This window comes from Methylobacillus methanolivorans, assembly GCF_044751345.1.
GTDB classification, from domain to species: Bacteria; Pseudomonadota; Gammaproteobacteria; order Burkholderiales; family Methylophilaceae; genus Methylobacillus; species Methylobacillus methanolivorans.
In genome coordinates, this window is the sequence record NZ_JBIWXY010000002.1 from 336,576 (window position 1) to 357,206 (window position 20,631).

Genomic DNA, 20,631 nt, shown 5'->3' on the forward strand with positions numbered 1-20,631 from the left:
ATAGGCGGAGATTTTAGCCTAAAGCTGTGCAGAGGCGAAAAAAAAGGGCGCTATAAGCGCCCTGAGGAGGAGGAGATAATGCATAAAACTAGGCAGTAAAATGTTCTAGGTCTTGCGACGTAAAGATCACATTACGCTTGCTAATACATAAGCAAGTGCTGTGCCAGTTTTTCAGGGCCAAATCAGGCTGGTTTTGCAGGGTTGTCGATGAATGTTGTGATCAAGTGGTGCAGGATTGCCCCGATTGGGTGCATGAAGGTGTTGAGCAGTGTAGGCCGTGATGGTTGAACCGCTGGTATCAAAGAAAAACGGGCGCTTTAAGCGCCCGTTTGTTTATCCCGCGATGAGGATTTTAGTAGTGATACGCGCGTTCACCGTGCTCAGCAGTATCCAAGCCTTCACGTTCAGCTTCTTCAGTGGCACGCAGGCCGATGAAGAGGTCAACGATCTTGAACAGGATGTAGCTACCGAGGCCGCCCCATACAATCGTCACGCCAATCGCAACTGCTTGTGCGTAGAGCTGGCTGCCCATGGTCACGCCTTCTTCGTAGCCTACGCCACCGAAATCAGTGCTCATGAGGATGCCAGTGCCGATTGCACCGATCAAGCCAGCGACACCGTGGATGCCAAATACATCCAGGGAGTCATCGTAGCCCAGTTTAACCTTGAGGCTAGTCACTGCCCAGAAGGCAATCACGCTGGCAACAAAGCCGAGGATGATGGAGCCAACAGGACCGAGGAAGCCGCAAGCAGGAGTGATGGCAACCAAGCCTGCAACAGCACCGGAAACAGCACCCAGCAGGGATGGTTTACCCTTGAACAGCCATTCAGCAAACAACCAGCCCAGGACAGCAGCGCCAGTGGCAGCTTGAGTGTTGATGAGCGCCAGGCCGGCAGTACCGTCGGCGGCCAACTCACTACCGACGTTGAAGCCGAACCAGCCTACCCACAGCATGGAGGCACCGATCATGGTCAATGTGATGCTGTGCGGAGGCATGGCTTCCTTGCCATAGCCCAGGCGCTTGCCAACTACAATCGCACCGACCAGTGCTGCAATACCTGCATTCATGTGAACCACGGTGCCGCCAGCAAAGTCAGCTGCGCCTAGCTCGCCGAGGAAGCCGCCGCCCCATACCATGTGGGCAATAGGGATGTAGACGAATGTGACCCACAATGCAAGGAATGTAAGCACTGCAGAAAATTTCATGCGCTCTGCAAAACCACCAACAATCAGTGCAGGGGTAATAGCTGCAAAGGTCAATTGGAATGTGACGAAGACATATTCGGGAATAGTGCCGCCATCCAGCAAGGTATCTGGTGTAATGCCAGCGAGCAGAGTTTTGCTGAAGCCGCCGATATAGGCGTTCAGGCTGCCGCCGTCGGTAAAGGCCAGGCTATAGCCATATACGACCCAGATCACTGACATGAGTGCAGTGGTGACAAAAACCTGTGTCAGGACAGACACCATATTCTTGGTACGCACCAAGCCGCCATAGAACAAGGCAACTCCGGGAATAATCATCGCCAATACTAGTACCGTGGCAACGATCGTCCAGGCAGTATCGCCTGCGCTGAGGGTAAGTGCTGCTTCTGTCGCTTTTTCTACAACTTCTGCAGCAGCGGCAGGTGCAACTTCGGTGGCAACGGCTTCATCAACGATGACAGCCTCTTCTTCAGCCAGCGCAAAACCGGAAAAACCCAGTGCGCCAACCAGTGCAATCATGGAAAGAATTTTTTTCATATTAACCCCTTAAAGCGCGTCGGCGCCAGTTTCGCCAGTACGAATGCGATAAACTTGTTCCAGGTCGAAGACGAAGATTTTGCCATCACCGATTTTGCCAGTGGTAGCAGATTTTTCGATCACTTCGACGACTTGGTCAAGTAACTCATCGGCAATTGCAACTTCCAGTTTGACCTTGGGCAAAAAGTCGACAACATATTCTGCACCACGGTAAAGCTCAGTGTGGCCTTTCTGGCGACCAAAGCCTTTGACTTCAGTGACAGTGATGCCTTGCACTCCAATGGAGGAAAGAGCTTCACGCACTTCGTCAAGCTTGAATGGCTTGATGATGGCGGATACAAATTTCATGGTTATCTCCTCTTATAAAAGCAGAAAGGCAAGGCAATCTGCCTTGCCTTCTAACATGACTGTCTTTTTAGAAAGTCTTTTGCACGAACAAAGTCCAGTTTTCCTTACCGGAGAACACAGGGCCATAGGTAAACGCGCTACGGTCAGCATCGGTGTCAGTATAGTAACCACCAACTACGATACCGTTATCCCAAGCCTTGCTCAAGCCCAGTTTCCAGTCAGTGTAGTCGTATTCGTTAGGGCCATTGCCGAACTCTTGACGACCCACGTGGGCAATCGCGCTATAGCCAGATTCGCCAAATGGAACTTCCAATGTCAGGTCGATATAGCTTGCGCCACGGCCTCTAAAGCCGAAAGCAGACTTGCTTGGAGACCAGGAGTACTTTGCAGAAACCCACTTATAGGATAGACCGCCGTAGATTTCAGTGGTGTCTGCATTAAATGTGTCAGGTGCACTGTTTCTGCGACCTGGGTAGATATATTGCAATACACCCACGTCATAAGTTACGCCAGATTCACCGATTTCAGCAGTGTAACCACCATACAGATCCCATTCCATGCTGGAACTGTTGTAAGCGCGGTCACCACCTGCACCATCGGCGCCGGTATCAGCCAGCCAGCTGATGCTGGAAGCCCAGGTACCTACATAGAAGCCACTGGAGTGGGAATAGTCTACACCACCTTGTACGGCTGGGCGGTCACCAGATTGGCTGGTACCACGGAAGATGTAGTTGCTTGTGAGGCCAATGTTGTATGTAATGGTGTGAGGGGAGGTCGCCTCAGCAGCTTCTTCGGCCATAACGGCGGCAGGTGCTGCAAAGGTGCCAACGATGGCGGCAAGTAGAAGCGAATTACGCATAATGTACCCTTTCAAGGTTTGAAAAATAAAACGACAACGAAAACTCTGCGTTGGGTAATAAGCAACACCTGTGCCATAAAAACAACATTTATATAAAACAATAACTTATGATGTATTTTTTTGGATTTTTGACGATCTGGAATGGTGCGGAGCTTGACTTTTATCTGTAAGTGATTGAGTTTGTTATGTTTAATCTGGATTTTTGCTAAGAAAAAGCTGCTAAACTGCGGATGTTTTGGGAGATTTTTAAGTCATGAATGCTCAGTTTTTTGAAGAATTGTCAAATAAAATCAAGGAAATATACTCTTCTTTGCCAGCTGAAGGCATCGAGCACAATGTGCATGCACTATTACAGGGCGCATTCACTAAACTGGAGCTTGTGACGCGGGAAGAGTTTGATATCCAGGCAGAAGTGCTACGTAAAACACGCGCTCAACTTGCTGATTTGGAAAAGCAATTAGCCGATATTGAAATCAAGCTAGGACAGCCTTCCTGACCATGGCGCTTGCGGTGTTGTATAGCCGTGCCTTGGCTGGCATGGAGGCACCAGAGGTTGCGGTAGAAGTGCATCTCGCCAATGGCTTGCCGAGCTTTGCCATCGTCGGTTTACCCGAAGCAGAGGTGAAGGAAAGCAAGGACAGGGTGCGGGCTGCGTTGCAAACCGCCCAGTTTGAATTTCCCGCACGTCGCATCACCGTCAACTTGGCACCTGCCGACCTTCCCAAGGAAAGCGGACGTTATGATTTGCCGATTGCATTAGGCATTCTCGCCGCATCCGGCCAAATTCCTGCTCAAGGGCTTGATCAGTATGAAGTGGCTGGTGAGCTGGCGTTGACAGGTGAGTTGCGTACTATCCGTGGTGCATTGGCCATGGCGTATAAAGCGAGAGAGAGTGGCCGCACGTTTATCCTGCCTCAAGAGAGTGCGATGGAAGCAGCGCTAGTGCAGGGTGCCACCGTCTTGCCTGCCAATAGCCTGCTGCAAGTATGTGCGCATCTGGCAGGCCGTGAACAATTGTTGCCACAGTCCGTGGCTGGTGTGTCAACAGTAATCGCAGTTGCAGATTTTGCCGAGGTGAAAGGTCAGCTTCAGGCCAAGCGTGCGCTGGAAATTGCCGCCGCAGGCGGGCATAGCGTGCTGATGTCTGGCCCGCCCGGTACCGGTAAATCCATGCTGGCTTCGCGTTTCTCTGGCATTTTGCCTGCAATGACGGAAGCAGAGGCTTTGGAGTCTGCTGCCATCCAATCGCTGAGTAAGGGCTTTCATGCCAGGGATTGGGGAAAGCGCCCTTATCGCGCGCCTCACCACACAGCGTCAGGTGTCGCCTTGGTTGGCGGTGGTGCGATTCCCAAGCCGGGCGAGATTTCGCTGGCCCATCACGGCGTGTTGTTCCTGGACGAGTTGGCTGAGTTTGATCGCAAGGTGCTTGAGGTCTTGCGAGAGCCGCTGGAGTCAGGGCATATCACGGTTTCGCGCGCGGCGCGGCAGGCAGAGTTTCCAGCCCGTTTCCAGTTGATTGCCGCGATGAATCCTTGCCCATGCGGTTATTGCGGCCATCCTAACGGCAAGTGTCGATGCACGCCGGATCAGATCGCTCGCTATCGCCAGCGTTTATCCGGTCCACTGCTGGATCGCATTGATCTCCATATCCAGGTGCCCGCCTTGAGTGAGGACGAATTGCTGCATGCGGCAACAGGGGAAGCCAGCGCCACGATCAAGGCGCGTGTGGAGGTGGCAAGGCAGCGGCAACTGGATAGGCAAGGGGTGAGCAACCACTTGTTGACCAGTCTTCAGGTGGATGAGTATTGTCAGCCGGACGCTGCCGGCAGTGCATTGCTGAAGCAGGCGATGGCAAGGCTTGATCTCTCTGCACGTGCTTATCACCGCATTCTCAAGGTGGCGCGTACCATTGCCGACCTCGCTGCGAGCGATGGCATACAAAGTGCACATATTGCCGAAGCGGTGCAGTATCGCAGGCTGGGATTATAGAAATGACAGATTTCTTGCAGGGGTGGCGCGAAGAGCAGCGCTCGGCTTATTTATACAACGCGCTGTCAAAGTGTGAGCCTGATCCAGCGTTGGCGCAGATGTTTGAGGGGTTGGAAGCCGCTGCTATGCAACAAGCCCAAGTGTGGGAGGCGAAGCTGGCAGAGGCCGGGCATACGGTTGCTGCTTATCGGCCCGATATGCGTACCCGGATGATCGTCTGGTTGGCACATGGCCTCGGGCCCAGGCGTATTCGCCCGGTATTGGCGGCCAGCAAGGTGCGTGGTTTGTCGGCCTATGGTGCAAAGCGCATGGATCTGCCTAGCCATGCCATGCCGACCCAGGTGAATGAAGTGGGCGGGCGACATAAGCTGGCGGGCAACAATGGCGGTTTGCGCGCTGCCGTATTTGGGGTGAATGATGGGCTGGTGTCTATCGCCTGCCTGGTATTAGGGGTGGCAGGCGCATCAAGCAGCGCTTCGGTCATTTTGCTATCCGGGGTGGCAGGGCTGTTGGCCGGTGCGTTTTCTATGGCGGCGGGTGAGTATGTATCCATGCGTTCGCAGCGCGAACTGTTTGAGCACCAGATTGCCCTGGAGCGTGAGGAGTTGGCGCTATACCCAGAACAAGAAGCTGCTGAGCTGGCCCTGATTTACCAGGCGCGAGGCCTGGAGGCAACGGAAGCACAGCAGTTGGCCAATCGCTTGGTAGCTGACCCAGAGTTGGGCTTGGATGTCCTGACGCGCGAAGAGCTGGGCTTGAACCCTGATGAACTCGGGTCGCCATGGGCGGCAGCGATCTCGTCGTTTGTGTCGTTTCTGCTCGGCGGTACGATTCCCTTGCTGCCATGGTTGTTGCATCTCCCCACGCATGCGTTGGAGCTGGCGTTGGGCCTGACGGGAGCGGCGCTGTTTATTGTGGGTGCCACCTTGGCCTTGTTCAGTGGCCGCAATATGCTCTATGGTGGTGCGCGTATGTTGCTGATAGGGGCTGCTGCTGGTGGCTTGACCTATTGGATAGGCAGCCTGTTGGGTACTGGCTTGCTTGCCTAGCCTGCCTTAGCCTGCTAACTAAGGCCAAGAATCCGCATTGAAATCATCGCTGTGTTATGCGGGATGCCCCAGCTGTTTTATAATCACGCGCTGAATATTCAATCACCTGGCAGGTGTCAGTCCGCCAGCATTTAAGGTTTTGCATGAAACATTACGAAATGTCCCCCACCGAGGTCTTGCTCAGGGAAATCCTCGCCAAGCGCATCATGATTCTGGATGGTGCGATGGGGACCATGATCCAGCAATACAAGCTGACGGAAGAGGATTACCGTGGCGGGCCTGGTGGCCGCTTTGCCGATTTTGCCGCGCCAGCGGGCGAGCGGGAGCTGTTCGTCAAAGGCAATAACGAACTGTTGACCTTTACCCAGCCGCGCATCATCCAGGAAATTCATGAGCAATACCTGGCAGCTGGTGCCGACATTATCGAGACCAATACCTTCGGGGCGACCAGCGTGGCGCAGGAAGACTATTTCATGGCCCACTTGGCTTATGAAATGAACGTCGAGGCTGCCAAGCTGGCACGTGCAGCTTGCGATAATTATTCCACGCCTGATAAGCCACGTTTTGTGGCAGGCGCGCTGGGCCCGACGCCCAAGACCGCATCCATCTCCCCTGACGTGAACGACCCAGCCGCGCGCAACGTGACCTTTGACCAGCTGGTGGCGGCTTATCATGAACAGACCCGCGGCCTGGTTGATGGCGGTGCAGATATCCTGATGGTCGAGACCATTTTTGATACCTTGAACTGCAAGGCGGCGCTGTTTGCGATCGACCAGTATTTCGAGGAAACCGGCAAGCGTTTGCCCATCATGATTTCTGGCACAGTGACGGATGCCTCGGGACGTATCCTGTCAGGCCAGACCGTGCCTGCATTCTGGAACTCGGTGCGCCATGCGCGCCCACTGACCATAGGCCTGAACTGTGCCCTGGGTGCTGCGCTGATGCGGCCATATGCGGAAGAGCTGAGCAAAATCGCCGAGACCTTTGTTTGTATTTACCCGAATGCGGGTTTACCTAATCCCATGTCGGATACTGGCTTTGATGAAAAGCCTGCTGATACTTCGGCCTTACTCAAGGAGTTTGCCGAGAGCGGCTTCGTCAATATTGCTGGTGGCTGTTGCGGCACCACGCCGCCGCATATCGCGGCGATTGCAGAGACGGTCAAGACGATTGCACCGCGTCGTATTCCAGAGATTCCTGTGGCGACCCGACTGGCAGGGTTGGAGCCATTCACGATTGATGAAGATTCGCTCTATGTGAACGTCGGCGAGCGTACCAACGTCACTGGCTCCAAGGCCTTTGCGCGCATGATCCTCAACGAGCAATACGAAGAGGCATTAGTGGTGGCGCGCCAGCAGGTTGAGAACGGCGCGCAGGTAATCGACATCAATATGGATGAAGGCATGCTGGATGCCATACACGCCATGACGCACTTCCTTAACCTGGTGGCTTCCGAGCCAGATATTGCCCGCGTACCCATCATGATCGACTCCTCCAAGTGGGCAGTGATCGAGGCTGGCCTCAAGTGTGTGCAGGGTAAATCCATCGTGAACTCGATTTCCATGAAGGAAGGCGAGGAAGAGTTCCTGCGCCAGGCCACACTATGCCGCCGCTATGGTGCTGCGGTGATTGTCATGGCTTTTGACGAAGTCGGACAGGCTGATACCTTTGAGCGCAAGGTGGAGATTTGCAAGCGCGCCTATGACTTGCTGGTGGACAAGCTGGATTTCCCGCCTGAAGACATTATCTTCGACCCGAATATCTTTGCCGTGGCGACGGGTATCGAAGAGCACAATAACTACGCCGTGGACTTTATCAATGCCACACGCTGGATCAAGGAAAACCTGCCCTACGCGCGGATTTCCGGTGGTGTTTCCAATGTGAGTTTCAGCTTCCGCGGCAATGAGGCAGCGCGAGAGGCTATCCACACGGTCTTCCTTTACCATGCCATCAAGGCGGGTATGACCATGGGCATCGTCAATGCCGGCATGATAGGCGTTTATGACGACTTGAACCCCGAGCTACGCGAACGGGTTGAGGATGTGGTGCTCAATCGTCGTGAAGATGCGACCGAGCGCATGATCGAATTCGCCGCCACCCTGGCGGCAGGTGGTAAAAAACAGGAAGCTACCCTGGATTGGCGCGGCACGCCAGAAAATCCCGTCACCGTGGAAAAGCGCTTGGCACATGCCATGGTGCATGGTATTACCGAATTTATCGTGGCGGATACCGAAGAAGCCCGGCAAAAAGTCATGAATAACGGTGGTCGCCCAATCCACGTGATTGAAGGCCCATTGATGGATGGCATGAATGTGGTCGGTGACTTATTCGGCCAGGGTAAGATGTTCCTGCCGCAGGTGGTGAAATCGGCCCGCGTCATGAAGCAGGCTGTAGCGCACCTGGTGCCTTTCATCGAGGAAGAAAAGCGCGCAGAAGAGGAGCGCACCGGCATTGTGGCCAAACCCAAGGGCAAGATGGTGATTGCCACGGTCAAGGGCGATGTGCACGACATCGGCAAGAATATTGTCTCGGTGGTGTTGCAATGCAACAACTTCGAGGTGGTGAATATGGGCGTGATGGTGCCGTGCTCAGAGATCCTGGAGCAGGCCAAGGCCACCGGGGCAGATATCATCGGCCTTTCCGGCCTGATTACGCCTTCTCTTGAGGAGATGGCGCATGTGGCGCGTGAGATGCAACGTGACCCTTATTTCCATGGCCTCAAGATGCCGTTGTTGATTGGTGGTGCGACTACATCGCGTGCGCATACCGCAGTCAAGATCGCACCGCACTATGATGGCCCGGTGATCTACGTGCCGGACGCCTCGCGTTCGGTCTCGGTGATGCAATCCCTGCTCACGCCAGAACAACGCGACAGCTATATCGCCGATCTGGAGCAGGATTACGAGCGGGTGCGTATCCAGCATGCCAACAAAAAAGGCACACCGTTGCTGACGATTGCTGATGCGCGTGCCAACAAGGCCAAGCTCAGCTTTGATGGTGCGAATACACCGATCAAGCCCAAGTTCATTGGCCGTCGCGTCTTCAAGAACATTGATCTGGCGACGATTGCGCAATATATCGATTGGGGCCCGTTCTTCCAGACATGGGACTTGGCTGGGCCATATCCCGCTATCCTCAAGGATGAGGTCGTTGGCGAGGCTGCCAGCAAGCTGTTTGCCGAAGGGCAGGCGATGCTGAAGAAGATTATTGATGGGCGCTGGCTCACTGCCAGCGGCGTGGTAGCCTTGTTGCCAGCGAATACTGTAAATGACGACGATATTGAGATTTACACCGATGATAGCCGTAGCCAGGTAGCGTTTACTTACTACGGCATGCGGCAACAAACGCAGAAGCCCGTGGTGAATGGTGAGCAACGCCCCAATCAATGCCTGTCTGACTTTATCGCCCCCAAGGATAGTGGCATTGCCGATTACATCGGCATGTTTGCCGTCACTGGTGGATTAGGCATAGAGAAATACGAGCAGCGTTTTGAGGCGGCCCATGATGACTACAGCAGCATCATGCTCAAATCGTTGGCAGATCGCTTGGCAGAGGCGTTTGCGGAATATCTGCATGAACGTGTGCGTAAGGATTTGTGGGGCTACGTGCCTGATGAGGCGCTGAGCAACGAGGCCCTGATCAAGGAGCAATATCGTGGCATTCGCCCTGCGCCTGGTTATCCGGCTTGTCCCGACCATACCGTCAAACCGGATATGTTCAACGTCATGCAATGTGAAGAGGTGAGTATTCAGCTGACTGATTCGTTTGCCATGATGCCTGGGGCGGCGGTGTCGGGCTTTTATTTTGCCCACCCTGAGTCCAAGTATTTCAGCGTGGACAAGATAGGCGAAGACCAATTGCTGGATATGGCGAATCGTCGCGGCTTGCCAAAGGAATACCTGGAGCGCTGGCTGGCACCGAACCTGTCCTGAGCATCTGAGGCAGCGGCTTTGCTACAATCAACCCTGATTTGAAAGTTTATTGAGCGTTATGCATATCCATATTCTCGGTATTTGTGGCACCTTCATGGGCGGTATTGCAGTGCTGGCCAAGGCCGCCGGACATCGCGTCACCGGCTGCGATGCGAATGTTTATCCTCCCATGAGCACGCAGCTTGAGGCTCAAGGCATAGAGCTGATCGAGGGCTTTGGCCCTGAGCAGGTGTCGCTCAATCCCGATATCTATGTCGTTGGTAATGTGGTGGCACGCGGCAACCCCTTGATGGAGGAAATCCTCAATCGTGGCTTGCCTTATATTTCTGGGCCGCAGTGGCTGGCAGAGAATATCCTCTATGCTCAGCAAGGCGGTCAGGCTAAGTGGGTGCTCGCTGTGGCAGGGACGCATGGCAAGACTACCACTACCTCCATGCTGGCGTGGATATTGGAATATGCGGGCTTGGCCCCGGGTTTCCTGATTGGTGGTGTGCCGGAGAATTTCGGCGTATCTGCGCGCCTTCCTGGCGTGCCGCGACAGGATGAGAAGAGCATCTCGCCGTTTTTCGTGATTGAGGCCGATGAATACGACACGGCATTTTTCGATAAGCGCTCCAAGTTTGTACATTACCGCCCACGTACGGCGATCCTCAATAACCTGGAATTTGATCATGCGGATATCTTCGCTGATCTGTATGCCATCGAGACACAATTCCACCACTTGGTGCGTACCGTGCCTAGCAGTGGGCTAGTCGTGGCGAATGGCAAGGAAGATAGTCTTAAGCGCGTGATCAAGCGCGGGTGCTGGACGCCAGTGGAGTATTTCGGTACCGATTGGCAGGCGCTGGAGGTCGATACCGAGGGTGGCTTTACGGTACGTTTTCAGGGCAAGGCCAGGGGACGTGTTGAGTGGCAGTTGCTAGGCGAGCACAATCGCATGAATGCCCTGGCTGCTCTGGCAGCGGCACGTCATGCCGGCGTGGCCATTGAAACAGGTATCGCTGCTCTGACTGAGTTCAAGAACGTCAAGCGCCGCATGGAAGTGCGCGGTGTGGTGAATGGCATCACCGTCTATGATGATTTTGCCCATCACCCTACGGCGATTGCCACCACGGTCGCAGGCTTGCGCGATAAAGTCGGCAAGGCGCGCATTCTTGCCGTGCTAGAGCCGCGCTCCAACACCATGAAGCTGGGCGTGATGAAGGATGCATTGCCAGCCAGCCTGGTTGATGCAGACCTGGTGTTTTGCTACAGCGAGCATTTGGGTTGGGATGCGGCAGCTGCCTTGCAGCCCATCCAGCATAAGGCCGCAGCATTTGACAGCATGGCGGTGCTGATCGAGGCGATTGCTGCCGAGGCACAGCCGGGCGACCATATCCTGGTGATGAGCAATGGCGGTTTTGGTGGCATCCACCAGAGCCTGCTGGAGAGGCTGGCCTAGTGCGCCTGCATGGCTTGAAAGAGTTGGGAATCCTTGGCTGGGCACTGCTGCTCTCAGCGATTGTTCACGTCATTGTTATTCTTTCAGTCAATTTCGAGGCGCCCGACCTCAAGTTTTTCAAAGATAAGATTCCACCACTGGAAGTCGTCTTGGTGAATGCCAAGACTGAATCCAAACCAAAGAAGGCAGATGCCCTGGCGCAGGCCAATCTGGATAGGGGAGGCAATACTGATCTTGATCGGCAGATGAAGACTGCTTTGCCGCCACCGAAGAAAAAGAAGACGGAGCTTGCGCCTGCCGAGGCTGTGGAAGCCGCCTCTGCTTCGCGCCCTGGGCAGGAAAAGCAACAACAGACCCAGCAAGACAAAGTGGCGGAGCTGGAGCGCCAGGCACAGGAATTGATGAGCCAGATCAACCAGCAGAAAAAGCTGGAATCAGCACCTGCACAGAGTGCCGCAACTGCTACGCCTGATCAGGGGCGACAACAAGATGCACCTAGAAATTTCAATGCACGTGACTTGGTGGCAAGCAGCATGGATATTGCCCGGCTGGAAGCCCAGATAGCCAAGCAGCAGGACGAGTATCAAAAGCGCCCCAAACGTAAGGAGCTGGGGGGGCGTACCCAGGAGTATCGCTTTGCGACCTATGTCGAAGCCTGGCGGCAAAAGGTGGAGAAAATTGGCAACCTGAATTACCCTGAGATCGCCAAGGAGCAAAAGCTCTATGGCAAGCTGCAATTATCGGTAGATATTCGTGCTGATGGCTCAATAGAAAATATACAGATCACGCGTAGCTCCGGCCACAAGGTGCTGGACGATGCCGCCAAGCGTATCGTGGAGTTGGCTGCTCCTTACGCCGCGTTTCCGGAAGATATTCGCAAGGAATACGACATCATTGGCATTACCCGCACCTGGACCTTTACCAAGGAAGACAGCCTAGCGACGCAGTAACAATGTGGTAGCTGAGTGTTTGTTATACGTGGCTAGATGCCCATGAATACTCGTTCACCTTGATCAAGCCTAGCTGCAATCGCTCTTTTCAGGGCTTCCGTACTGCTGGCGTCTAGTGCCTGGGGCAGGCTTTCGCGCTTGCTTTCTCCCCAGATGGGGTTGGGGAAGTGGCGATCACGCTTGAAGCGGGGAATAACATGCCAATGCACATGCGGCGTCATGTTGCCGAGACTGGCGAGGTTGATCTTGTCTGGGCGCATCACTTCACGCACGGCTTCTTCCACTGCAAACACCACCAGCATGAGGTGCTCGCGGTCAGCACGCTTGAGATCAGTGACTTCCTTGACGTGGCGGTTGAGGATGATGCGGCAAAAGCCAGGGTAGTCGTGATCATCAATCTGTACGACTCTGCAAAGCGCATCTTGCCAGAGGATGATGCCTCCGGCAGTGGTACATAGTTCGCAGTGTTTATGGAACGACAGGGTTCTGGTCATGATGCGTGTTAGCCTAATGGAATGGCAGATTGATTAAATGCTCACTGATCGTCATCCATACGTTGCGGAACTTTGTGCTGCGGCACAAAGTCTTGCAGGATTCGATTTCTTTAGCTTGCAGCGTGTTTGCTGTAAGGATTTTCAAGGATTATAAAGCAGGATGGCCCGATTTCTCCCGCGCAAGCGTTTAGGCTTGCTATTGATATTGATCATGGCTGCATTGCTGGCAGTCGCTTATGCCTTAAGGTGGGAGGCGATTGCGTGGCATGTTTGGCATGCACAGAAAACCAAGCCACATGATGCTTTGCGCCTCAATCATTATGTGGTGGAGCATGAAGCGGTGCAAATCCCCGGGGTGGGTTCTGACCTATCAGACCTGAGCTATAACCACGAAACCCATACCCTCTTTACTGTTTCCAACCAAAAGCCCCTGATCGTTGAGTTGTCACTGACAGGCGAGGTCTTGCGCACCATCAAGGTGACAGGAATTGATGATATGGAGGGCATTGCCCACATCAGCGGTCATCGCTTTGCCTTGCTCAACGAGGCCAAGCATAGCGTAGTGCTGGCGGAGATAGCAGAGGGTGTGCATGAAGTGGATGTCAGCCATGCCCCTTCACTGACGCTGGCCATGTATGCCAATGACAATAAGGGTTTTGAAGGCATCGCCTGGGATAAGGAGCGCCAGCGCTTGCTGGTGGCAAAAGAGCGTTCTCCCAAGCGCGTGATCGCTATACACGGGTTTGTTGATGCATTGCCGGGCCAGCCCGTTGCGATTCATATCGAGAAACTGAGTGAAACGGCTTCCTGTGGCTTGCGGGATTTATCTGCCGTGACGTATGAGCCCGATAGTGGGCATGTATTGTTGCTCAGTGATGATTCGCGCATGGTGGCTGAATACGATGCCGAAGGCAGGTTGCTGGATACACTTTCGCTCTGGCGTGGGTTCCAAGGCTTGCACCGTAGCGTGCCACAAGCGGAAGGGCTGGCGATCGGGCCGGATAAGCGTATTTATGTCATTAGCGAGCCCAACCTGTTTTATGTCTTCAAGCCGGGCCCGGGCAAACAAATCTAGGGTTTAGGACGGGAGGCGAACTTTGCAAAGCCTTGCAGGAACTTTGCAAAGCCTTGCAGGAACTTGGCGAATTCATCCTGATTGCGTTGATTAATGAGCTTGCCTTGGTCGTCGAACGATTCGTGGGCACGCGAGATCAGCAATCTACCGCCAGACCAATAGTCAGCACCAAGCTGTCGTAATACGCCTAGCCAGGCATGTTGCCCCAAGATCGTGCCAAACCCGGATGGTGAGGCACCAATAACGGCAAAAGGGCGCTGGAAAATGGCAGCGCTTTCTGCTGGCGGGCGTGAAACCCAATCTATCGCGTTCTTGAAAACGCCAGGAATGCCAGCATTGTATTCGGGCGAAGCCAGGATAATGCCATCACTCGCCAGGATTTTTTGCTTCAATGCCGTGACGGCTTCGGGAATACCTGATTTTTCCTCCAGATCACCATCGTAGAGTGGTATGCCATGCAGTGTGGCGATTTCCAGCGTGACACCATCCGGTAGCAAAGCTTGGCCTGCTTTCAGCAGTGCCGTATTGAGTGAATGTTGACGCAGGCTGCCGGAAATCCCTAGTAACTTTGTCATACCTGTCTCCTTGTTAAGTGATCTTTCTCAGGCATTGCCTTTCATCACGAGTTCCCCATATTCATCCATGGTGATGGTACCCCCCATGGCTGCTACCTTGGCGTGATCTGGCGTTGGCAGCACGTCTTGTACAATATCCAGGCGCTTCCATTGTGGCATCGGTGTTTCACAGTTGGCCTGCGGCACATAAGGCGATGCGGCGATACGCTGATGTTTGTGGATATAGCGCGGGCAATTGATGAAGATTTCCTCAATTTTTACCCTGACCACCAGTTCTGCTTCCTGGAATTCAGCTAATAATGGGTCGGCAGGGTCTATGCTTGCGGTGCCATGCACACGCACCCGGTGCGGGGTCTCGAAATCAATGAACAGCATCCCTATCTTTGGGTTGAGCGAGAGGTTGCCCATGGAAAGATACATGCTATTGCCATCCAGGCTAGGAAAGGCCAAGGTGGTGTCATCGACGATCTTCACAAACCCAGGCTGTCCGCCTTTGTAAGAGCAAGTTGGGAATCCACGGTGATCGACGGTGGAAAGAAAGAAAAAATCACGACTGCTAATGAAACCAGCATGCTCTGGTGGAATGGTCGGCAGCACGATGAGATCGCGTACCCGGTCTGCCATGTCAACACCATCGAAATGTTCCTGCCATTGCCTATGCTGCTCTCCGTAGATTTCACTCATTCATCTTCTCCATGCGCATTGTTTACAGATCTGTATAGATGCATGGTAGAGATAAATTGAGGCCTGCGTCAACACAGGATGATCCAGGGTGTACGAGCAACCCCTGAATGGATCAGGATCGCTGGACGAGGTGCTTGAGGGGGCTTGATGGAGTCAGGCCCAAGGCATATCGGATGACTTCCCGTTTGACGAGGCCAGGATGGTTGGCAAGCCTGAGGCCGAGATTGCGTAGCAAGCGCAAAGGGGCAATCTCATTGCTGAAGCCGTAGCTGAAAGCGTCCATTGCACGTTGCATGACATGGTTGGCAAGCTTGCGCTGGCGTTCGTAAACTTGCAGGCGGGCCAATGCAGCAATGTCGCTACCTTCTTGCCAGGTCTGCAACAAAATCTCGCTGAGCACGGCAGCATCCTGGAACCCAAGATTCACGCCTTGCCCTGCCAACGGATGAATGGTGTGGGCTGCATCGCCGATCAGCACGACGCCTTCACGTGCGTACTGCTGCGCATGGCTGCGCGTGAGGGCAAAGCTGCCACGATGTATTAAGCCGGTAATCTCGGGTAATGCCGCAGGAAACTGCTGACGGAACGCATCAAGTAATGCCTCATCTTGCAGTGCCAGCAGGCGGCGTACTTCACTCGGGCGGTGATACCAGATCAGTGAAGCATAGTCGCCGGGCAGGGGGAGTAGCGATTGTGGGCCATCAGGCGTGAAGCGCTGCCAGGTAATGTCGCGCGCTCCACCTTGGATGCTGACGGTCGCAACCAGGGCATGCATGGGGTATTGCTGGCTATCCAGTGCGATACCGGCGGCCTTGCGGACGGCTGAATTGGCACCATCAGCACCAATCAATAGCGTGGCCTGGAACACCTGGCCACTTTTCAGGTAAATACGGCTGCCTGTGGGCTGGTAATGAATCTGGCTGATCTCATCCGGGCATAGCAGCGTGATGTTGTCGTATCGCGATAACGTCTCCAGACAGGCAAGCTGTACCAGCCTGTTTTCGACAATATGACCGAGATACGGTGCATCAACTTCTGCCGCATCAAACAAGGTGCCCTGGGCTTGGTGGTTTTCCCACACTTGCATGCGCTGGAAAGGCGTAGTACGCATGGCTGCTATGTTCGACCAAGCCTCAACTTGCTCAAGAAAAGTAATGGAGGCCGGGCTCAGGGCTGAAACGCGCAAATCGGGGGCGCTGGTGGCATCAAAGGGCGCCGGGGCGTAGCTTTCCAGCACGGCGATACGCATGCCGCTTGGTGCAAGCCTGGCAGCCAGGGCGCTGCCGACCATGCCGCCACCAACAATAAACAGGTCAACCGCGGTAGTCTCAGTCATCATGCTTTTGCTTGGGGTGTATGCGTACCAGAATGATGCGTGGCCCGTTCATTTTCTTGACCACAATATCGAATTGCTCAAAGGCGATACTTTCGCCTTCTTTTGGGATATAGCCGAGTTTGGCGAGTATCAGCCCGCCAACGGAGTCCACTTCGTCATCGTTATCAATCTCGATACCCAGCGCCCGTTCCAGCGTGAAGATAGGCAGGCTACCTTTGCCGATCAGGGTGCCGTCATCAAGTTTTGTCCAGTCGTTCTGGCTCTGACGGAATTCATCGCGAATCTCGCCGACCAATGCGCCCAGCATATTGTCGAGGGTGATGAAGCCTTGTGGCTCCTGCCCTTTGCGCCCAACAATGGCGAAGTGGCTGGCCTTGCCTTCGCGGAAGCGGCGGAACAGCTCAATCGCTGGTAAATCCGGGGCGACAAACGGCGCTGGGTGCACAAAGCTGCTCAGGTCTTGCAAGTCATCTGCTTCAAACTTGGCGAGGAACAGGCTCTTGAGGTGGATGACGCCCTTGACCTTGCCATCCAGCTCTACAAAGGGATAGCGGCTGTAGCGGTGCTGGGAGATGATATGCAGATTCTCCTCGAAACTGTTCTTGGCAAACAGCGAAATGGCCTCGTTGAACGGGCGCATGAGGTCGGCGACTTCCAGGTCGCTGAAATCCAGGGTGTGGGCGAGGATGTTCCACTCGTCCTTGGTGAGCTCCTCAGAAGCGCGGCTACTGCGCAAGATCAGCTTCAACTCATCTGCTGAATAGTGCGCGTCGCTAGCATGCCCGGTGCTCAGGCCAAACTTGCGTAGTATCCAGTTCGAGCTGGCATTGAGAAGCCAGATAGCGGGGTACATCAACCAGTAGAAGGCGTACAAAGGTGCCGCGGTCCAGAGGCCGATTACCTCTGACTGCCGGATAGCCATGGATTTGGGGGCAAGCTCACCCAGTACGATATGCAGGTAAGAGATGGTGAAAAATGCGACCACAAAGGAGATGCCATGCACGAGCTCTGGGGCGGTGACGCCAACACTGAACAGGAATGGCTCCAGCAACTGGGCGAAAGCTGGCTCACCTACCCAACCTAGGCCTAGCGAGGCAAGGGTGATGCCGAGCTGGCAGGCTGAGAGGTAAGCATCTAGCTGGCTATGCACCTTGGCGAGGATGCGGCCACGCCAGCCGTGGGTCTTGGCAATCGCCTTGACGCGGGTTTGCCTGAGTTTGACCAGCCCGAACTCGGCTGCGACGAAGAAGCCGTTGAGCAGGACCAGGAAGAAGGCGAGCAGGATAAGTAATAAATTGCTTTCCATGATGTTGGAAGTTTAGAAACTGACTCCTGCTTGTTGTGCCTGGTTGTCGGCGTGATAGGAGGAGCGCACCATCGGGCCGCAAGCGGCGTGGGTGAAGCCCATGGCCAGGGCTTGTTGCTCGAACTCGGCAAAGCGTTGTGGTGTGACAAAGCGCTTGACGGGCAAATGATGGGCGCTGGGTTGCAGGTACTGCCCTAGCGTCAGCATCGTGACGTTGTGTGCCCGCAGGTCACGCATGACGGCCAGGATCTCTTCGTCAGTTTCGCCCAAACCAAGCATTAGGCCAGATTTTGTTGGCACATCGGGATGCAGCTCGCCAAACTCTTTGAGCAAATCGAGAGAATTCTGGTAATCGGAGCCGGGGCGTGCCTCCTTGTACAGGCGTGGTACGGTTTCCAGGTTGTGGTTCATCACGTCAGGCGGTGCTGCCTTGAGGATATTGATGGCACGATCCAGGCGGCCACGGAAATCAGGCACCAGGATTTCTACCTTGATCTCAGGTGAGTGGGTACGCACTGAGGCAATGCAGTCGACAAAATGCTGTGCACCACCATCACGCAGGTCGTCACGATCCACGCTGGTGATGACCACATACTTGAGGCGCATCTGGGCGATGGTACGCCCCAGATTCTCTGGCTCATTGACATCTGGCGGCAGCGGCTTGCCGTGTGACACATCGCAAAATGGGCAACGGCGCGTGCAAATATCGCCCAAGATCATGAAGGTGGCGGTGCCGCCACTGAAACATTCACCAATGTTGGGGCAGGAGGCCTCTTCACAGACGGTGTGCAGGTTGTTATCGCGCAGCACCTGCTTGATTTCGCGGAAGCGTGCGCTATCCGGCACTTTCATGCGTATCCATTCCGGCTTGCGCATGGCGGGCATAGGAATGATCTTGATCGGGATGCGCGCCATTTTCTCGGCGCTGGTTTCCTTGGTGCCTGCCACCTTGCGGGGCGGGGCGATGCGTTCCGTGGTTTCTGTCATAAAGTCGTCTCGTGCAAGCAGTCAGTATAGCCTAACTGCCGTGTCAAATTCTCAAGCAGCTTTTGTGCCGCAATGTTTGGGCTAAGGGTCAGCCCCAAGTCTTTTGCCTGGGTGACTTGCAGGCCTTGATAGCCACAAGGGTCAATCGCGAGAAAGGGTGCCAGGTCCATGTCAATATTGAGCGCCAGGCCATGATAGCTGCGCTGGTTCTTCAGGCGCAGGCCGAGAGAGGCAATCTTGGCACCTTGCACATAGACCCCGGGCGCATCTGCTTGAGCTTCGGCCTGGATTTGATACTCCGCCAGCAGGTCGATGATGGCATTTTCCATGGCGCTGACCAGTGAGCGCACGCTGATGGCGCGGCGCTTAAGGTCGATCAATAGGTAGATGACGACTTGGCCAGGCCCGTGATAGGTGATCTTGCCGCCCCTGTCCACTTCAATCAAGGGGATGTCGTCGCGGCTAGGTGGGCGCACCGCCTTGCGATTCAGTCCCAGCGTATACACCGGGGCATGCTCGGTGAGCCAGAGTTCATCCGCGCTATCCAGGGTGCGTGACAGGGTATAGGCCTGCATGGCTTGCCATGTCGCCATATAGTCGGTGCGTCCCAAGGTGCGGATAATCAGTGGTTGATGCATGTGGTCAAACGGCAAGGCAAGATGGCGCTGTGCTGGGAATCACAAAAGCGATCACAGAACGTATTTGACCTTGGGGTGCGAGGTGAGGGAGCGATAAATGTCATCCAGCTGAGGCTTGGACTGTACGAGTACGGTACAAGTCAGGCTGACATATTTGCCGCCAGTGCTGGCACGCATCTCGATGCGAGTTGCGTCAAATTCGGGCAGGTGCTCCTGGATGACATGCAGGATCAGGTTGGCAAATTCCTCATGAGCCTCGCCCATCACCTTGATGGGAAAGTCGCAAGGGAACTCGATCAGGGTTTCCTGATCGCTGGGTGCTTGATTGCTTGGGTCATGTGCCATATGTTTACCTTTTAGGCCTCATTACTTGGTTCTTGAATGCCTGATATAGCGCATACATGCGCTTGAATATCGGGCCGGGCTTGCCATCATTCACTGCTACGCCATCCAGCATCACCACGGCCAGCACCTCTTTCGTGGAGGAGGTGAGCCAGATTTCATCAGCTGATCGCAATTGTGCCTCGCTGACTGGGGCTATCCTGTGGGGTAGGTCGTGCGCTTGTGCCAACTCCAACACGACGTCATAGGTGATACCCGGGAGCATGTGCTGGTTCTTGGGTGGTGCCAGCAATACGCCATCCTTGACGACAAAGATGTTACTGCTACTGCCTTCAGTCAGGTAGCCATCGCGCAGCATCAGGGTTTCTGCCACATCGTGATCCACGGCTTCCTGCCGCAACAATACATTGGCAAGCAGGGAGATGGCTTTTATATTGCAGCGCTGCCAGCGAATATCAAGTGCCGTGATGGCGCTAACACCAGACTCGATGAGTGCAGGTGATGGTGTTACCAGTGGCATGCTCATGAGCAAAACAGTGGGGGCGACTTCCGGATTTGGAAATGCCTGGTCGCGCGGTGCTACGCCGCGCGTGACTTGAATGTAGAGTGATTGGTCATCCAAATGCCGATTGGCGTTAATGAGTTTGATGACGACATTGCGCCAAGCTTCCATATCAAGCGGGTTATGGATGCGAATGGCCTCTAGGCTGAGTGCCAGCCTGCCAAGGTGTTCATCCAGACGGAACGGCTGTGCCGAGTACACTGGAATGACTTCATACACCCCGTCGCCAAAGATAAAGCCACGATCCAGTACCGGGATCGTGGCTTGTTCCAGTGGCAGGAATGAGCCGTTTAAATAGACGGTGTCACTCATGCGTGTGGCGA

Annotated in this window: 19 protein-coding genes; 7 read left to right on the top strand and 12 right to left on the bottom strand. The window is 54.5% G+C overall.

Annotation, left to right across the window (positions count from 1 at the left end; translation table 11 throughout):
- Window positions 1–352: 352 nt before the first annotated feature.
- The 3 genes from ACIKP9_RS11125 to ACIKP9_RS11135 all read right to left on the bottom strand — a co-directional run bounded on the left by ACIKP9_RS11125 (window position 353) and on the right by ACIKP9_RS11135 (window position 2,948).
- A complete protein-coding gene (locus ACIKP9_RS11125) occupies window positions 353–1,741 on the bottom strand; it encodes an ammonium transporter (RefSeq protein ID WP_400882722.1) in 1,389 nt (462 codons plus the stop codon).
- Between the two features lie 9 nt (window positions 1,742–1,750).
- Entirely contained in the window at window positions 1,751–2,089 is a 339-nt protein-coding gene (gene glnK / locus ACIKP9_RS11130) for a P-II family nitrogen regulator (RefSeq protein ID WP_400882725.1), read from the bottom strand.
- 67 nt (window positions 2,090–2,156) lie between these two features.
- Window positions 2,157–2,948: a TorF family putative porin gene (locus ACIKP9_RS11135; RefSeq protein WP_400882728.1), complete on the bottom strand. Its 792-nt coding sequence runs from the start codon at window positions 2,946–2,948 to the stop codon at window positions 2,157–2,159.
- A gap of 253 nt (window positions 2,949–3,201) precedes the next feature.
- Here ACIKP9_RS11135 and ACIKP9_RS11140 point away from each other — a divergent pair, with 253 nt between their 5' ends.
- From ACIKP9_RS11140 to ACIKP9_RS11165, 6 genes are all read left to right on the top strand, one after another.
- Window positions 3,202–3,444 carry an accessory factor UbiK family protein gene (locus tag ACIKP9_RS11140; protein ID WP_400882730.1) on the top strand — a complete coding sequence of 81 codons (243 nt, stop codon included), beginning with the start codon at window positions 3,202–3,204 and terminating at the stop codon, window positions 3,442–3,444.
- A gap of 2 nt (window positions 3,445–3,446) precedes the next feature.
- Window positions 3,447–4,937, top strand: coding sequence for a YifB family Mg chelatase-like AAA ATPase (locus ACIKP9_RS11145; protein WP_400882733.1), 1,491 nt, complete (start codon window positions 3,447–3,449; stop codon window positions 4,935–4,937).
- 2 nt (window positions 4,938–4,939) lie between these two features.
- Entirely contained in the window at window positions 4,940–5,986 is a 1,047-nt protein-coding gene (locus ACIKP9_RS11150; RefSeq protein ID WP_400882736.1) for a VIT1/CCC1 transporter family protein, read from the top strand.
- A gap of 143 nt (window positions 5,987–6,129) precedes the next feature.
- The gene (gene metH, locus ACIKP9_RS11155; protein WP_400882739.1) at window positions 6,130–9,918 is read left to right on the top strand and encodes a methionine synthase; all 3,789 of its coding nucleotides are present in this window, start codon (window positions 6,130–6,132) and stop codon (window positions 9,916–9,918) included.
- 58 nt (window positions 9,919–9,976) lie between these two features.
- A complete protein-coding gene (gene mpl, locus ACIKP9_RS11160; RefSeq protein WP_400882742.1) occupies window positions 9,977–11,359 on the top strand; it encodes a UDP-N-acetylmuramate:L-alanyl-gamma-D-glutamyl-meso-diaminopimelate ligase in 1,383 nt (460 codons plus the stop codon).
- A complete protein-coding gene (locus tag ACIKP9_RS11165; RefSeq protein WP_400882745.1) occupies window positions 11,359–12,309 on the top strand; it encodes an energy transducer TonB in 951 nt (316 codons plus the stop codon). The genes mpl and ACIKP9_RS11165 overlap by 1 nt, the downstream gene beginning before the upstream one ends.
- 32 nt (window positions 12,310–12,341) lie before the next feature.
- On the opposite strand, the gene ACIKP9_RS11170 is transcribed toward ACIKP9_RS11165, so the two are convergent.
- A complete protein-coding gene (locus ACIKP9_RS11170; RefSeq protein WP_400882748.1) occupies window positions 12,342–12,803 on the bottom strand; it encodes an HIT family protein in 462 nt (153 codons plus the stop codon).
- Window positions 12,804–12,963: 160 nt separating this feature from the next.
- On the opposite strand from ACIKP9_RS11170, the gene ACIKP9_RS11175 reads away from it, so the two are divergent.
- Window positions 12,964–13,878: an SdiA-regulated domain-containing protein gene (locus tag ACIKP9_RS11175; protein WP_400882751.1), complete on the top strand. Its 915-nt coding sequence runs from the start codon at window positions 12,964–12,966 to the stop codon at window positions 13,876–13,878.
- On the opposite strand, the gene ACIKP9_RS11180 is transcribed toward ACIKP9_RS11175, so the two are convergent.
- The 8 genes from ACIKP9_RS11180 to ACIKP9_RS11215 all read right to left on the bottom strand — a co-directional run bounded on the left by ACIKP9_RS11180 (window position 13,875) and on the right by ACIKP9_RS11215 (window position 20,620).
- Window positions 13,875–14,453: an NADPH-dependent FMN reductase gene (locus ACIKP9_RS11180; protein ID WP_400882754.1), complete on the bottom strand. Its 579-nt coding sequence runs from the start codon at window positions 14,451–14,453 to the stop codon at window positions 13,875–13,877. The genes ACIKP9_RS11175 and ACIKP9_RS11180 overlap by 4 nt on opposite strands.
- Before the next feature lie 27 nt (window positions 14,454–14,480).
- On the bottom strand, window positions 14,481–15,137 hold the full coding sequence (locus tag ACIKP9_RS11185) for a pyridoxamine 5'-phosphate oxidase family protein (protein WP_400882757.1): 657 nt from the start codon (window positions 15,135–15,137) through the stop codon (window positions 14,481–14,483).
- Window positions 15,138–15,249: 112 nt separating this feature from the next.
- Window positions 15,250–16,476, bottom strand: coding sequence for a UbiH/UbiF/VisC/COQ6 family ubiquinone biosynthesis hydroxylase (locus tag ACIKP9_RS11190; protein ID WP_400882760.1), 1,227 nt, complete (start codon window positions 16,474–16,476; stop codon window positions 15,250–15,252).
- A complete protein-coding gene (locus tag ACIKP9_RS11195) occupies window positions 16,466–17,779 on the bottom strand; it encodes a hemolysin family protein (RefSeq protein ID WP_400882763.1) in 1,314 nt (437 codons plus the stop codon). Before ACIKP9_RS11195 ends, ACIKP9_RS11190 begins: the two co-directional genes overlap by 11 nt.
- A 12-nt stretch (window positions 17,780–17,791) precedes the next feature.
- Window positions 17,792–18,766, bottom strand: a complete 975-nt coding sequence (gene lipA / locus ACIKP9_RS11200) for a lipoyl synthase (RefSeq protein ID WP_400882766.1) — start codon at window positions 18,764–18,766, stop codon at window positions 17,792–17,794.
- Window positions 18,763–19,404 carry a lipoyl(octanoyl) transferase LipB gene (gene lipB, locus ACIKP9_RS11205; RefSeq protein ID WP_400882769.1) on the bottom strand — a complete coding sequence of 214 codons (642 nt, stop codon included), beginning with the start codon at window positions 19,402–19,404 and terminating at the stop codon, window positions 18,763–18,765. The genes lipA and lipB overlap by 4 nt, the downstream gene beginning before the upstream one ends.
- 51 nt (window positions 19,405–19,455) lie before the next feature.
- Complete coding sequence (locus ACIKP9_RS11210) at window positions 19,456–19,749, bottom strand: HP0495 family protein (RefSeq protein ID WP_400882771.1); 294 nt, start codon at window positions 19,747–19,749, stop codon at window positions 19,456–19,458.
- Window positions 19,750–19,753: 4 nt separating this feature from the next.
- On the bottom strand, window positions 19,754–20,620 hold the full coding sequence (locus tag ACIKP9_RS11215; RefSeq protein WP_400882774.1) for a D-amino acid aminotransferase: 867 nt from the start codon (window positions 20,618–20,620) through the stop codon (window positions 19,754–19,756).
- Window positions 20,621–20,631: the final 11 nt, after the last annotated feature.